Annotated in this window: 10 protein-coding genes; 7 read left to right on the top strand and 3 right to left on the bottom strand. The window is 69.6% G+C overall.

Going from position 1 to position 13,894, the window contains the following annotated elements; translation table 11 throughout:
- The first annotated feature begins 205 nt into the window (after positions 1–205).
- The 4 genes from AX669_RS04870 (at position 206) to AX669_RS04855 (ending at position 5,111) form a co-directional block, all read left to right on the top strand.
- Positions 206–1,033, top strand: coding sequence for a nitrilase-related carbon-nitrogen hydrolase (locus AX669_RS04870; RefSeq protein WP_062257009.1), 828 nt, complete (start codon positions 206–208; stop codon positions 1,031–1,033).
- A gap of 205 nt (positions 1,034–1,238) precedes the next feature.
- Positions 1,239–2,759 (top strand): APC family permease, encoded by a 1,521-nt coding sequence (locus tag AX669_RS04865; RefSeq protein WP_062256978.1) that lies wholly within the window; start codon positions 1,239–1,241, stop codon positions 2,757–2,759.
- A complete protein-coding gene (locus AX669_RS04860) occupies positions 2,756–4,450 on the top strand; it encodes an NAD(P)/FAD-dependent oxidoreductase (protein WP_062256976.1) in 1,695 nt (564 codons plus the stop codon). Before AX669_RS04865 ends, AX669_RS04860 begins: the two co-directional genes overlap by 4 nt.
- An 88-nt stretch (positions 4,451–4,538) precedes the next feature.
- The gene (locus tag AX669_RS04855) at positions 4,539–5,111 is read left to right on the top strand and encodes a helix-turn-helix domain-containing protein (RefSeq protein ID WP_040015099.1); all 573 of its coding nucleotides are present in this window, start codon (positions 4,539–4,541) and stop codon (positions 5,109–5,111) included.
- A 104-nt stretch (positions 5,112–5,215) separates the two neighbouring features.
- Here AX669_RS04855 and AX669_RS04850 read toward each other — a convergent pair whose 3' ends face one another.
- A complete protein-coding gene (locus AX669_RS04850) occupies positions 5,216–6,676 on the bottom strand; it encodes an FAD-binding oxidoreductase (RefSeq protein WP_082740596.1) in 1,461 nt (486 codons plus the stop codon).
- Between the two features lie 134 nt (positions 6,677–6,810).
- Positions 6,811–8,445: a sodium:solute symporter gene (locus tag AX669_RS04845; protein WP_062256974.1), complete on the bottom strand. Its 1,635-nt coding sequence runs from the start codon at positions 8,443–8,445 to the stop codon at positions 6,811–6,813.
- A gap of 184 nt (positions 8,446–8,629) precedes the next feature.
- Here AX669_RS04845 and speB point away from each other — a divergent pair, with 184 nt between their 5' ends.
- Both speB and AX669_RS04835 read left to right on the top strand, forming a co-directional pair.
- Positions 8,630–9,652, top strand: a complete 1,023-nt coding sequence (gene speB / locus AX669_RS04840; protein ID WP_062256972.1) for an agmatinase — start codon at positions 8,630–8,632, stop codon at positions 9,650–9,652.
- Complete coding sequence (locus AX669_RS04835; protein WP_082740595.1) at positions 9,649–11,400, top strand: thiamine pyrophosphate-binding protein; 1,752 nt, start codon at positions 9,649–9,651, stop codon at positions 11,398–11,400. Before speB ends, AX669_RS04835 begins: the two co-directional genes overlap by 4 nt.
- A gap of 146 nt (positions 11,401–11,546) precedes the next feature.
- Here AX669_RS04835 and AX669_RS04830 read toward each other — a convergent pair whose 3' ends face one another.
- Positions 11,547–12,056: a MarR family winged helix-turn-helix transcriptional regulator gene (locus tag AX669_RS04830; RefSeq protein ID WP_062256969.1), complete on the bottom strand. Its 510-nt coding sequence runs from the start codon at positions 12,054–12,056 to the stop codon at positions 11,547–11,549.
- 82 nt (positions 12,057–12,138) lie between these two features.
- On the opposite strand from AX669_RS04830, the gene AX669_RS04825 reads away from it, so the two are divergent.
- Positions 12,139–13,623 carry an MFS transporter gene (locus AX669_RS04825; RefSeq protein WP_231729417.1) on the top strand — a complete coding sequence of 495 codons (1,485 nt, stop codon included), beginning with the start codon at positions 12,139–12,141 and terminating at the stop codon, positions 13,621–13,623.
- The last annotated feature ends 271 nt before the right edge of the window (positions 13,624–13,894 follow it).

Here is a 13,894-nt window from a genome sequence, read left to right as displayed (position 1 = left end):
AGGGGGCCTCACACGAGCCGAAAGTGGACGGAAATCGCGGATGTGACGGAGATTCGCGAAGGGGGACGGGATTCGCAGATGGGGACGAGAATCGCCAATGTGGACGGAAAGCGCAGAGGTGGCAGGCGGGTCGGACGGTCGCCGCACGGGGGCATGGTGGTCGGATCGGGCCTCGAGTGCCGTCGCATCTGCCATCCTCGACGTCATGCGCATCGCCGTCATGCAGGACAAGGCCGTCGTCGGTGACGTCGACGCCAACCTCGCCATCACCGACCGTCGCGCGGGTGAAGCTGCCGCGCGCCGTGCTGACGTCCTCGTCACCCCCGAACTCTTCGTCACCGGCTACGCCCCGAAGCGGTTGCACACCGTCGACCCCACCCAGCAGATCGACATCGCGGGCGCCCTCGCCGCCACCGCGGCGCGTCACGGTATCGCCGTCCTCGCGAGCTATCCCGAGGTCGCGACGGCCGACGCTCCCGCCGCCCGGGGTGGCGTCGCGCCCGGTGAGACTGCTCGACACATCGCCGCCACGCTGTTCGACACCGACGGCCACCCGATCCTGCATTACCGCAAGGTCAACCTGTTCGACGACGACGAAGCCGCCGCCTTCAGCTCCGGAACAGACGCCCCCACCACCGTCGAACTCGCCGGGATGCGGGTGAGCGTCATCATCTGCTTCGACGTCGAATACCCCGAGATGACGCGCGCCGCGGCGCTCGCGGGCGCCGACGTCATCCTCGTCCCGACCGCGCTCACCGCAGGGGTCGACGACGTCCCCCAGGTGCTCGTGCGGGCTCGTGCCCTCGAGAACGGCGTCGGCCTCGCCTATGCGAACCACGTCGGCGTCGAGGACGGGCTCACGTTCGGCGGCGGCAGCGTCATCGTCGGGCCTGACGGCGGCCTCCTCGCCCAGGGCGGCGACGGCGCCGAACTCCTCGTCGCCGACATCACCCGCGACGATGTCGCCGCAGCCCGTGACGCCGTCCCCTACCTGGCCAAGCTGCGCCGCGACACCTACGCGTCCTGGCGCTGACGTCAGCCACAGCCCCTCGGCGTGCCCGCGCCGGCGAGCAAGAACGAGCGGCATGACTGACCACGAGCGGCAGACCACTCGCATCCAGCCAGAACGCTCGTCTTCACCTCTCGCCACGTCGAAGCACATGCGTTTCCCAACACGAAACAACTCGGCGATGTGTGACATCGTGGTCTGGCCCACAGACCCCTTCGAGAGGTGCCCCGTGTCCTCATCGCTCGACGAGCAGGCGCGTTCGAGACTCCCGTTCGGCGCCCAGCTCCTGCGGCGCAAGCCGATCGGGCTGACGCTCGCGCAGGCCGAGGCGACCTCCGCCGGGCGCAGCCTGCACCGCAGTTTCGGTGTCCTGCAGCTGACGATGATCTCGGTCGGGGCGACGCTCGGCACCGGCATCCTCGTCGTCCTCGGTGAGACGGTGCCCGAGGCTGGCCCGGCGATCTGGATCTCGTTCGTCATCGCCGGCGTCGCCGCGCTGCTGTCGGCGTTCTCCTACGCCGAGATGGCGGGCCTCGTGCCCGTCGCCGGGTCGAGCTACAGCTACACCTACGCGACGATGGGTGAGGGCCTCGCGTGGGTGTGCGGGTGGTGTCTCGTCCTCGAGTACGCGGTGAGCGTCGCGGCCGTCGCCGTCGGGGCGGGGCAGTACGTCAACGAGACACTCGACTCGTTCGGCCTGGGCCTGCCCGAGGCCGTCGCGAACCCACCCGGGGCGGGCGGCGTCGTCAACGTCCCCGCAGCCCTCGTCGTCCTGCTCGCGACGGCCCTGCTCGCACGCGGCGCGCGGGAGAGTGCGCGCGTCAACACGATCATCGTCGTGCTGAAGATCGCCATCCTCGTCTTCTTCTGCGCGGTCGCGTTCACCGCGTTCAAGGCGGGCAACTTCGCACCGCTGGCCCCGATGGGTGCCGCGGGCGTCTCCGCCGCCGCGAGCACCGTGTTCTTCTCGTACATCGGTTTCGACGCCGCATCCACGGCCGGTGAGGAGGCGCGCGATCCGAAGCGGGATCTGCCGCGCTCGATCCTGCTGTCCATGATCATCGTGACGGTGCTGTACGTCGCGGTCGCCGTCGCCGCCATCGGAGCCCGCGAGTGGCACTGGTTCGACGGGCGCGAGGCGCCGCTCGTGCAGATCATGCGTGAGATCACGGGGGCCTCGTGGGTCGCGTTCATCTTCGCGGTGACGTCGGTGCTCGCCATCTTCAGCGTCGTGCTGACGGTGCTGTTCGGCCAGATCCGCATCCTGTTGTCGATGTCGCGCGACGGCCTCGTGCCGCGCGTCTTCGGCGTCATCTCCCCGCAGACGGCCACGCCGGTGCGCAGCACCCTGATCGTCGGCGGCGTCGTCGCGGTGACGGCGGGCCTCATCCCGCTCGGTGAGTTGGCCGACGCGACGAGCATCGGCACGCTGTTCGCGTTCGCCCTCGTCAACGTCGCCGTCATCTATCTGCGCGTGCGCAACCCGAAGCTGCCGCGCGCATTCACGGTGCCGCTGTACCCGCTGCTGCCGGCCGCCGGCGCGCTCATCTGTCTCTACCTCATGGCCAACCTCAGTTCCTCGACGTGGGTCGTGTTCGGCGTGTGGATGGCCGTCGGCGTCGCCGTCTACCTCGGCTACGGCCGCCGTCACTCCCGCCTCGCCACGCTCGACCAGGCGACCTATGAGCGTCACCTCGAGGACGACCTCGACCCCGACCATCCACTCCGAGAAGGAGACACCCCGCGATGACCGCTGTCACCGAGTTCCCGCACGATCGCGACGAGCACGCGGGCGATGCGCCCGTCACGATGCTCAACCCCGACTTCCCGTTCAGCTACGACGAATACCTCGCCCACCCCGAGGGTCTCGGCAGCGTGCCGGAGGAGATGTACGGCACCGAGGTCGCCGTCGTCGGCGCCGGCCTGTCAGGCCTCATCACCGCGTACGAGCTGATGAAGCTGGGCCTCAAGCCCGTCGTCCACGAGGCCGACCGCATCGGTGGCCGGTTGCGCACCGACAGTTTCAGCGCCGCCCCGGACGTCGTCGCCGACCTCGGTGGCATGCGTTTTCCCGTCTCCGGCCGCGCGCTCTACCACTACATCGACGCGATGGGCCTCGAGACGGAGGCGTTCCCGAACCCGCTGTCGGACGTCACGCCGAGCACCGTCATCGAGCTCGGCGGCGAGGCGCACTACGCGCGCACGCCCGACGAACTGCCGCAGTTCTTCCGCGACGTCGCGGACGCGTGGAAGGCCGCCGTCGACGACGGCGCGCGCTTCACCGAGATGCAGGACGCCATCCGCGCTCGTGACACGAAGCGCATCAAGCAGATCTGGAACGAGCTCGTGCCGACGATGGACGAGCAGACGTTCTACGGCTTCATCGCCGCCTCCGAATCGTTCAAGAAGGCCGGTTTCGCGGCGCGTGAGGCGTTCGGTCAGGTCGGTTTCGGCACGGGTGGCTGGGACACGGACTTCCCGAACTCCATCCTCGAGATCCTGCGCGTCGTCTACACCGACGCCGACGATCAGCACCGCCGCATCCTCGGCGGAGCGCAGAAGTTGCCCGAGGCGTTGTGGTCGCACGCGCCCGAGAAGCTCGCCCATTGGCCGGCCGGCACCACCCTGGCGAGCCTGCACGACGGGGCGCCGCGCGGCGCCGTCGCCGCCATCCGGCGTCATGAGAGCCGCGACCTCGAGGTCACCGAGCGATGGGGGCGCAAGGCGAAGTACCCGGCGCTCGTCACGACGTGCCAGTCGTGGTTGCTGTCGACGCGCATCACGACCGAGGAGGCGCTGTTCAGCCCGCAGATGTGGATGGCGATCGAGCGCAGCCACTACATGAGCAGTTCGAAGACGTTCGTCATGGTCGATCGCCCGTTCTGGAAGGACATCGACCCCGCCACGGGCCGTGACGTCATGTCGATGACCCTCACCGACCGCCTCAACCGCGCCACCTACCTGCTCGACGACGGCCCGGACCGGCCCGCCGTCATCCTGCTGTCGTACACGTGGAACGACGACGCGCTCAAGTGGCTCGCGCTCGATGCCGACGAGCGCGTCGAGCTCATGCTGCACTCGCTCGCCCAGATCTACCCGGACGTCGACATCGCGAGCCACATCATCGGTCAGCCAATCACCGTCTCGTGGGAATCCGATCCCAACTTCATGGGCGCGTTCAAGGCCAACCTGCCGGGGCACTACCGGTATCAGCAGCGGCTGTTCACCCACTTCGCCCAGGACGAGCTGCCGGAGCACCAGCGCGGCATCTTCCTCGCCGGCGACGACATCTCGTGGACGGCCGGTTGGGCCGAGGGCGCCGTCCAGACCGGCCTCAACGCGGTGTGGGGTGTGGTCCGTCACCTCGGCGGAAGTTCGTCTCCGGAAAACCCCGGGCCAGGGGAGCTGCTCGGCGAGTACGGCCCCATCGCCCTGGACTGACGGCGAAAAAGGACTCTGACGGCTTTTCTGGGGAGAGCGGTGAGATCCGGCGTAGGGTTTACCGCAATACAACCAAGAGGGAGCCGGCGTGAAGTCACTACCAGTGCAAGGGGTGCGTGAGAACGTCGCCATCGGCGCCCGGCTGCGCAACGCCCGGCTGGCGCGCCGCTACACCCTCGAGCAGGCCGCGCAGCTCGCCGGCATGACGAAGGGGTTTCTCAGCCGCGTCGAACGCGACCTCACGTCGCCGTCCGTCGCCTCTCTCGTGACGCTGTGCCAGGTGCTGCAGATCGAGGTCGGCTCGCTCTTCGAGGCACCCCGCACGTCGCTCATCAAGCTCGCCGACGCACCGGTCGTCGACATGGGCGGCACGGGCATCGACGAGCGCCTCGTCACGGGTCGTCAGGAACGTTCCGTGCAGATGCTGCGCGCCGTCATCCAACCCGGCGGGGCCGGTGAGGCCGAACCGTACGCCATCGACTGCGAGCTCGAGATCTGGCACGTCGTCTCCGGCGCGCTCGACGTGACGCTGCACGACGCCACGCACCGACTCGAGGCCGGCGACACCCTCACCTTCCCCGGCCGCGAACCACACACCTGGCGCAACGCCGCCGACGGCGAGAGCGTCGTCATCTTCACCCTCATCCCCGTCGCGCGTTGACGGGGCTCAGGGCACCTGCACGTGGTTGTCACCCTCGACGCACTGGCTGACGAGGGTGCCACCGACGGCTTCGAGGTAGCTGCGGATGCTGCGCGCGCTCGATATCAAGAGTGATCGCTCGCAAGGTTCACACCCGGGTTGAGGGTCCCATTCGGGTCGAAGACGCGCCGCAGTTCGCGCTGGATGCGCGTGTTCGTCTCGCCGAGCTCGACGGGCAGCATGCTCGCCTTGAGGCGCCCGACGCCGTGCTCACCGGTGATGGTGCCGCCGAGATCGAGGCCGAGCTGCATGATCTCCTCGAACGCGGCGTAAGCGCGACGCTTATCGTCCACGGCCTCGGGAGTGTCGCCGGGGGAGTAGAGCACGGCGGGGTGCATGTTGCCGTCGCCGAGGTGGCCGGCCGTCGCGACGCGTACGCGGTGCTTCTTGCCGAGCGCCCGCACGCCGTCGACGAGTTCGCCGGTGCGTCGCAGAGGCACGCAGACGTCGTCGACGAGGTCGCGGCCCATCGCCTCGAACGCGTTGCCGACGAGGCGCCGCGCAGCGGTGAACTGCAGTGACTCCGCGACGGATTCGGCGACGAACACCTCCGCGCCGGCCTCCTCGGCGAGGCGCGAGAACGCCGCGAACTCGACGTCCTGACGTGTGGCGTCGTCACACCCGACGATGAGCATGCCGTCGACGGACTCGTCGAAGCCGAGATCGGCCATGCGCTGCACCGCGGCGAGCGTCGGGCCGTCCATGAACTCCAGCATCGACGGGCGCCCGCCGGCCTCGAGGTAGGTTGCCGCCACCTCGCACGCACGCGACGCCGAGTCGAACAGTGCGACGGCGACCAGTTCGTCGTCAGGCGCCGGGACGAGAGAGAGCGTCACCTCCGTGACGACACCGAGCGTGCCCTCCGACCCGACGATGAGGCCCGTGAGGTCGTACCCCGCGACGCCCTTCGCCGTCGGAGTGCCGGTGCGCATGACGCTGCCGTCGGCGAGCACGACCTCGAGCGCACGCACGAACTTCTTCGTCACCCCGTACTTGACGCAGCACAGGCCCCCGGCGTTCGTCGCGACGTTGCCGCCGATCGAGGAGATGCGCCACGAGCCCGGGTCCGGGGGATAGAACAGGCCCTGCTCACGCACAGCGTCCGACAGATCGCCGTTCAGCACACCCGGTTCGACGACGGCGATGCGCTCGGCAGGGTTGATGGTCTTGATCGCGTTCATACGGGAGACATCGAGCACGACGCACCCGTCGATCGCGTTCGCGCCACCCGACAGCCCGGTGCCCGCACCCCGCGTGATGACGGGCACGCCACGCTCGTTCGCCCACCGCAGCGTCGCGACGACGTCGTCACGGCACGTAGCGCGCACGAGGGCGATCGCCGCACCCACCTCTTCGACGGGGGATCGGTCACGGCTCGCGGCGTCGACGACGTCGGGGTCGGTGACGAGCGTGCCGCTCAGCTGCGCGGCGAGGACGTCGAGGTCGTCCGCGTCCGGGACGGCTGGTGCCGTGGCCGCGGAAGCCTCGTCGGGGGTGGGCTGCTCGCGCTGATCGGGGGTGCTCATGCGGTCTCCTCGTGAGGTGGGCGGTCTTCGGGGCGCGATGGGGCGCGTCGTGACTCAGCAGGGACGCCGATGCCGCCGTCCGCTCCAGCGGGCGAGCGGACGGCGGCATCGTCAAGCCGAGGCGGGCAAGTGCCTCAGCGTGCGGTCGGCGTGGCGTCGAGTTCGACGTCGGCGGGGCGGTGGACGCGGGCGTCCCACTCGGCGCGCACCGCGTCGTCCGTCTTCGGCGTCGCGAGGGAAGCGACGACGAACGTGACGAGCGAGGCGATGAGGCCGTAGTAGATCGGCTCATTGGCGAGGACGCCGCTCAGGGTGTCGCCGAGCTTGTTCGCCTGGTAGACCATCCCGGCCACGGTGACGAGCGTGCCGACGAGCATCGAGATCGCGGCGCCCGTGCCGTTGGCGCGTTTCCACACGAAACCGCCGAGGATGGCGACGAGCAGGCCGCCGACGAGGATGTCGTACGCCACCGTCAGCGACGCGACGACGAGGTCGCCGCCGTTGTCGAGGCGCGCCATGAGGATCGAGATGAGCACCGTCAGCACGCCGAGGCCGAGGACGAACGCGCGGTTCTCCTTGATGTTCTTCTCGCTGTGCGGGTCGGACGCATCATCGTTCGCGGCGTGCGAGCCTGTGCTCTTCAGGGCGTCGTGGTCGCTGTAGGCGTCGACGGCGACGTCGTCGACCGCGCGGGCACGGCCCGTCAGGAACGGGACGACGTCGTTGCGGGCCACCGTCGCGCACGCGATGAGCGCGCCGGACGCCGTCGACATCATCGCCGCGACGGCGGCGGCGAGCACGAGACCGCCGATGCCGACGGGCAGGATCTTGTCGGCGACCTCGGCGTAGACGTCGTTCTTCGCCTTGATGCCGTCGCCGAGGACGGCGTGCGCGCCCATGCCGATGATCGCGCCGGCCGCACCGTAGAGGATGCAGTAGACACCGGCCATGGTGCCGCCGAGACGCGCTACCTTCGGGGTGCGCGCGGTGAAGACGCGCTGCCAGATGTCCTGGCCGATGAGCATGCCGAACATGTAGACGACGAACCACGTGATGATCGTCTGCGTGTCGGCGCCGACCTTGCCGCCGGCGATGGCGAAGTAGTCGTCGCCCAGGCGCTCGCGGATGCCGGAGAAGCCGTCGGCCTTGACGAGCACGAACGGCAGCATGAGCGCAAAGATGCCGACCGTCTTGATGATGAACTGCACCTGGTCGGCCAGGGTGATCGACCACATGCCGCCGATGACGGAGTACACGAGCACGACGGCGCCGCCGATGGCGATGCAGATCCAGCTGTCGAGGCCCGTCAGCACGTGCAGGACGGTGGCGTACGCGCCGGTCGAGGTGACGACGAGGAACATCGTGTAGAGCATCATGACGATGCTGGACGCGCCCGCGGCGCTCTTGCTGCCGTAGCGCAGTTTCAGCATGTCGCTGACGGTGTAGACGCGCAGCTTCGAGATGGTGCCGGCGAACAGCAGCGACAGCAGGAGCACGCCGACGCCGATGGCGACGACGAGCCACATGCCCGACAACCCCATCTTGTAGCCGAGGCCGACCCCGCCGACCGTGGAGGCGCCACCGAGGACGACGGCCGCCATCGTGCCGGTGTAGAGGAAGGTGCCGAGGCGGCGGCCGGCGACGAGGTAGTCGCTCGAGTTCTGGGTGCGCGAGCGGCCCCAGAACCCGAAGCCGAGCATGGCGACGAGGTAGAGGACGACGATCACGAGGTTGAGGTCCACGAGGGCCTCCTTGGATCCGGGTGGCATGGCTCTGGCATGAGTCCACGGTGAACCGTATGAATATACGAGATCGACTCGTGACAAACGAGAGATTCGCATCGGTAAACACGTCCGTTAATCTGATCGTGACCTGATGAGTGGCCGTTCGACGGCTCGACGGGGTGCTCGCACCGGGCGTGCGCACGCCTCGTCGGAAGAGGAAGAGGACGAGATGGATCACCCCCGCATCGAGGCCGGCGGCAACGTCGGGCCCGTCAATGCCGCCCTCACGCCGCGGTACGCCGGCCTCGGCACGTTCGCGCGCCTGCCGCGCATCGAGGACGTCTCGAAGGCCGACGTCGCCGTCGTCGGCATGCCGTTCGACACCGGCGTCTCCTACCGCCCCGGTGCGCGTTTCGGCGCGACGCACGTGCGCGAGAGCTCGCGTCTGCTGCGCCCGTTCAACCCGGCGCAGTCCGTGTCGCCGTTCGCGCAGATGCAGATTGCCGATGCCGGTGACATCGCGCTCAACCCCTTCGACATCGAGTCGGCGCTGAAGGAAGCGGAGGAGGGTGCACGTCAGTTCGTCGACGAGGGCACCTCGCTCATCACGATCGGCGGCGACCACACCCTCGCCCTGCCGCTGCTGCGCGCGCACGCGAAGAAGCACGGCCCCGTCGCGCTGCTGCACTTCGACGCGCACCTCGACACGTGGGACACCTACTTCGGCGCCAAGTACACGCACGGCACGCCGTTCCGCCGCGCGTTCGAGGAGGGCCTCATCGACTCCTCCGGCGTCTGCCACGTCGGCACGCGCGGCCCGCTCTACGGCACGCAGGACCTCGAGGACGACGCGCGCTTCGGCTTCGGTGTCGTGACGAGCAACGACGTCATGCGCATGGGCGTCGACGAGGTCGTCGGGTTCCTGCGCGAGCGCGTAGGCGACCGTCCGCTGTACGTCTCGCTCGACATCGACGTGCTCGACCCCGCGCACGCGCCGGGCACCGGCACCCCCGAGCCGGGCGGTCTGACGTCGCGTGAGCTGCTCGAGATCCTGCGCGGCCTGCGCGGCACGAACCTCATCGGCGCCGACGTCGTCGAGGTCGCACCGCCCTACGACCACGCCGAGCTGACGGGCCTGGCCGCCGCCAACGTCGTCTACGAGTACATGTCGCTGCTCGCGCTCGGTGCGGACGCCGCGCCCGGCGGGCCCGCGTACGGCGAGTCCGGCACGGTGTACGGGGCCCAGCGGTGAGCGAGCAGATCCGTCACCCCGAGCCCGAAGCCGTCGCGCCGACGGGCGAGGGCGAGAAGATCCGCAACGGTGGCGACCTCGTCGTCGAGACGCTCGAAGCGCTCGGCACGACGACGGTGTTCGGCATTCCCGGTCAGCATGCGCTGGGCCTGTTCGACGCGCTGCGCCGCTCGGGGCTGCACTTCATGAGCTCGCGCGTCGAGAACAACGCAGCCTTCGCGGCCGACGGCTACTCGCGCGTCTCAGGCAAGCCGGCTGCGCTGTTCCTGTCGACCGGGCCGGGTGCCCTGACGGCGCTGCCCGGGCTGCAGGAGGCGTACGCGACGAGCGTGCCGATGGTCGTCGTCGCCTCGCAGGTGCCCGTCTCGGGCCTCGGCGGCGCGCGTCGCGGCATGCTGCACCAGCTCGACGAGCAGCGCCGCGCCGCCATCGACGTGACGAAGTCGCAGCGCACGGTGACGCACCACGCCGCCATCCCGACGGCCATCGAGTCGGCGTGGGTCGAGGCGATGACGTATCCGCGCGGGCCCGTGTGGGTCGAGGTGCCGCAGGACGTGCTGCTCGCGAAGACGGAGATCCCGCCGATCCGCACGGCCGTCTCGGCGCCGACGCCGGAGGGGCCGCGCCCCGAACTCGTCTGGGCTGCAGTGAAGTTGCTCGCGGGCGCGAAGCGCCCTGCCATCGTCGCCGGTGGTGGCGTGCGCCGCGCCGGCGCCGAGAGGGCGCTGCTCGCCCTGGCGGAGAAGCTCGACGCACCCGTCGTCTGCTCGCCGGGTGGCAACTCGGGTTTTCCGGTCGATCACCCGTTGTCGATGGGTTCGTGGGTCGAGGACCGTGCGGTCACCGACCTGCTCGCCGACGCCGACGTCCTGCTCGCCGTCGGCACCTCGCTCGGCGAGGTGACGTCGAACTACTTCACGCTGAAGCCGGCAGGCAAGCTCATCCATGTCGACGCCGAGCCGCGCGTGCTCGAGTCGAACCACCCCGCGCTCGGCATCGCGTGCGACGCGAAGGCGGCGCTCGATGCGTTCGTCGCGGCGTTCCCGGCAGAGGCGCCCGCGGGGCGCGCGTCGGGAGCGGAGCGTGCTGCCGAAGTGCGCAAGGCGATCGTCGCCCGGCTCGACGGTCAGGATCTCGCCCACGAGCGCGCGTTCATGGACGCCATCCGCGCCGGCATCCCCGACGAGGTGCCGACGTTCTGGGACATGACGATCGCCGCCTACTGGGCCTGGAACTGCTGGGACGGCCGCTCCGGCGGCTTCCACTCGGGTCAGGGCGCCGGCGGGCTCGGGTTCGCGTTCCCGGCCGCGCTCGGCGGCGCCGTCGCGCTCGCGGAGAAGCGCGGCGCAAAGCTGACGGACGTCGACGCGGCGTTCTCCGTCGGCGGGCACGAGCGCGTCGTCGCCGTCGCTGGTGACGGCTCGTCGATGTACTCGATCGCCGAACTCGCGACGGCCGTGCAACACGGCATCCCCGTCACGTGGCTCATCGTCGACGACGGCGGCTACGGCATCCTGCGCGAGTACATGGAGGCGACGTTCGGCCAGGCGACGCACACCGAACTGGCACGGCCGGACTTCGTCGCCTTGGCGGAGTCGTTCGGTGTCGAGGCTCAAGAGGTGGCTGTGGGTGACGAGGTCGGCTACGGCGAGTTGACGGACGCCCTGCGCGCGACGTTCGCCGCCGATGTCAACGGCCCGCGCGTCATCGTCGTCAAGACCCACCTCGAGATGTTCGCGATGAGCTGACCCCTCTGCGATTCCTGTCCCCTTCTGCGATTTTCGTCCACCTTCACGAAGGTGAACAAAAATCGCAGATGAGGACGTAGATCGCCGTTGGGTACGGGATGGCGAGAGTGAGGGGGGCGGCGGCTTCGCGGTGCAGTCGGGGACTCTCAGGGCGTGCCGGGGGCGCGCGGCGCGCCGTGGGGTGAGGGCGTCGGCGGTTCCTTGTAGGCGTCGACGAACGTCGCGAACGAGCTGACGAGACGTTCGCGTTCGCCGGCGGGCAGAGCGGCGAGGGCGTCGTCGACGCGGTCGAGGTGACGTCCGACGCTGCGCTCGTAGAGCGCCGCGCCGTCGTCGCTCGCCTCGAAGAGCCAAGCGTGAGACCCGGATTCGCGGAATCGCCGGACGACGCCGGCCCGCACCGCAGCGTTGACCTGACGGTTCGCCGTTGACTGCTCGAGCTCAAGTTCGCACGCGATCTGCTTGAGCGTGCGCGGCGGGCCGTCGCCCGTCAGCAGCCACAGCAGGCGGCCCTCGGCGATGCGCAACTCGCTCGCCTGCTCCTCGGCGCGGCGCATGATGTCGAAGTGAGAGAGCAGGCGCGCCATGGTGCGGGCACGGTCGCCGTTGCCGTCGTCGGCGGCGGTGTCGATGTCGCTCGCCACGTCTGCCGCCATCCCGTCACCCCGCTTGTTGCTTCGTACAACTAAATGTAATCTCATCGGGTAGGTATGTAATTTACACAAACGGAGTGGTCACTTGTCCTCACCCACCGCGCCGACCGGGGCCGCCCCCGCGATGCGCTTCTCCCCGATGACGGTCGTCGCCGTCCTCTGCATCGGCAGCCTCAGCGGCGCGCTCATGCAGTCCCTCGTCATCCCGATCCAGCGCGAACTGCCGGAGCTGCTGCACACGTCCGCGAGCAACGCCTCCTGGGCGGTGACGGCGACGCTGCTCGCCGGCGCCGTGACGATGCCTGTCACCGGCCGCCTCGCCGACATGTACGGCAAGAAGCGAGTCCTGCTCGTATCGGCGACGCTGCTCGTCCTCGGTTCGGTCGTCGCGGCGCTGTCGAGCACCCTCGCGCCGTTCCTCGTCGGCCGCGCGCTGCAGGGCATGGCGATGGGCTACATCCCGGTCGCCATCAGTCTCGTGCGCGAGGTCGCTCCGCCCGCGCGTGCGACGGGCGCCGTCGCCGCCGTCAGCGCGACGCTCGGTGTCGGTGGTGCGCTTGGTCTGCCGCTCGCAGCGTGGATCGCGCAGGACTACTCGTGGCACGACCTGTTCTGGCTGTCCGCGGTGCTCGCCGCCGTCGTCGTCGTGCTGACGGCGTTCGTCGTGCCGCACATCCACGACGAGCACCCGGCGCACATCGACCCTGTCGGCATCATCGGTCTCGCCGTGGGTCTGGTCTCGGCGCTCGTCGGTGTCTCGAAGGGCTCCGAATGGGGGTGGGGCAGTGGGCGCACGATCGGCAGCATCGTCGCCGGTGTCATCGTGCTGCTCGTCTGGGGCGCGTACGAGCTGCGTCACCACGATCCGCTCGTCGACCTGCGCACCATGGCGCGCCGCCCGGTGTTGTTCACGAACCTCGCGGCCGTGCTCGTCGGATTCGGCATGATGGCGCAGTCCATCATCGTGCCGCAGCTGCTCGAGATGCCCGAGGCCACCGGGTACGGTCTCGGCCAGTCGATCCTGCACGCCGGGCTGTGGATGGCTCCCGCGGGCCTCATGATGATGGCGTTCGCGCCCGTCTCGAGCGCGCTCATCACGCACCGCGGTGCGCGGGTGACGCTCGCCACCGGTGCGCTCGTCATCAGCATCGGCTACGTCATCGCGCTGTTCCTCATGAACGCGCCGTGGCAGCTCATGGTCGCCTCGTGCGTCGCGTCGGCGGGTGTCGGCATCGGTTACGCCGCCATGCCGACGCTCATCCTCGACAACGTGCCGATGCACGAGGCCGGCGCCAGCGTCGGCGTCAACGGCCTCATGCGTTCGGTCGGCACGACCGTCGCCGGCGCCGTCATGGCCGCCGTGCTGACGAGCCGCACGACCGTCCTCGCGCCGGGGACGCCCGCCATCCCGACGGAGGGCGCGTTCAAGGTGTGCTTCATCATCGGGGCCTGCGCCGCCGTCGCGGGCGCCGCCATCGCGATGCTCGTCCCGCGACGTGTGCGCCCCGACGCCGAGGCCCAGCCGGCCGGCGTCGACCTCGCACCGGAGGGCGCCGTCGTCGCGGGCTGAACCCGTCGCTCACGGTGAGCTCGAACGTCGCCCGCGAAGGCGTCAGATCTGACGCGTTCGCGGGCGACGTTCGTCATGAATGGCTGACGTCGGATGCAGTACCCCGATGGCGCGACATGTCGCGCAAGTGGGGATGCTGTGACGCAAGAACGCCCCACTCGTGCGACGTGACGCACGAGTGGGGCGTTCTCAGGCCCCGAGGGTCAGGTGGGCGTACTTCGTCAGCCCGCGATCACTTCGGCGGTCCGACGCGCGCCCGAAGGGGGCGGGG

It is taken from the genome of Dermacoccus sp. CCH2-D9 (genome assembly GCF_001556795.1).
Classification (GTDB): domain Bacteria; phylum Actinomycetota; class Actinomycetes; order Actinomycetales; family Dermatophilaceae; genus Dermacoccus; species Dermacoccus nishinomiyaensis.
The sequence above is the reverse complement of the archived record's forward strand: the minus strand, read 5'-3'. Positions and strand labels throughout refer to the sequence as shown.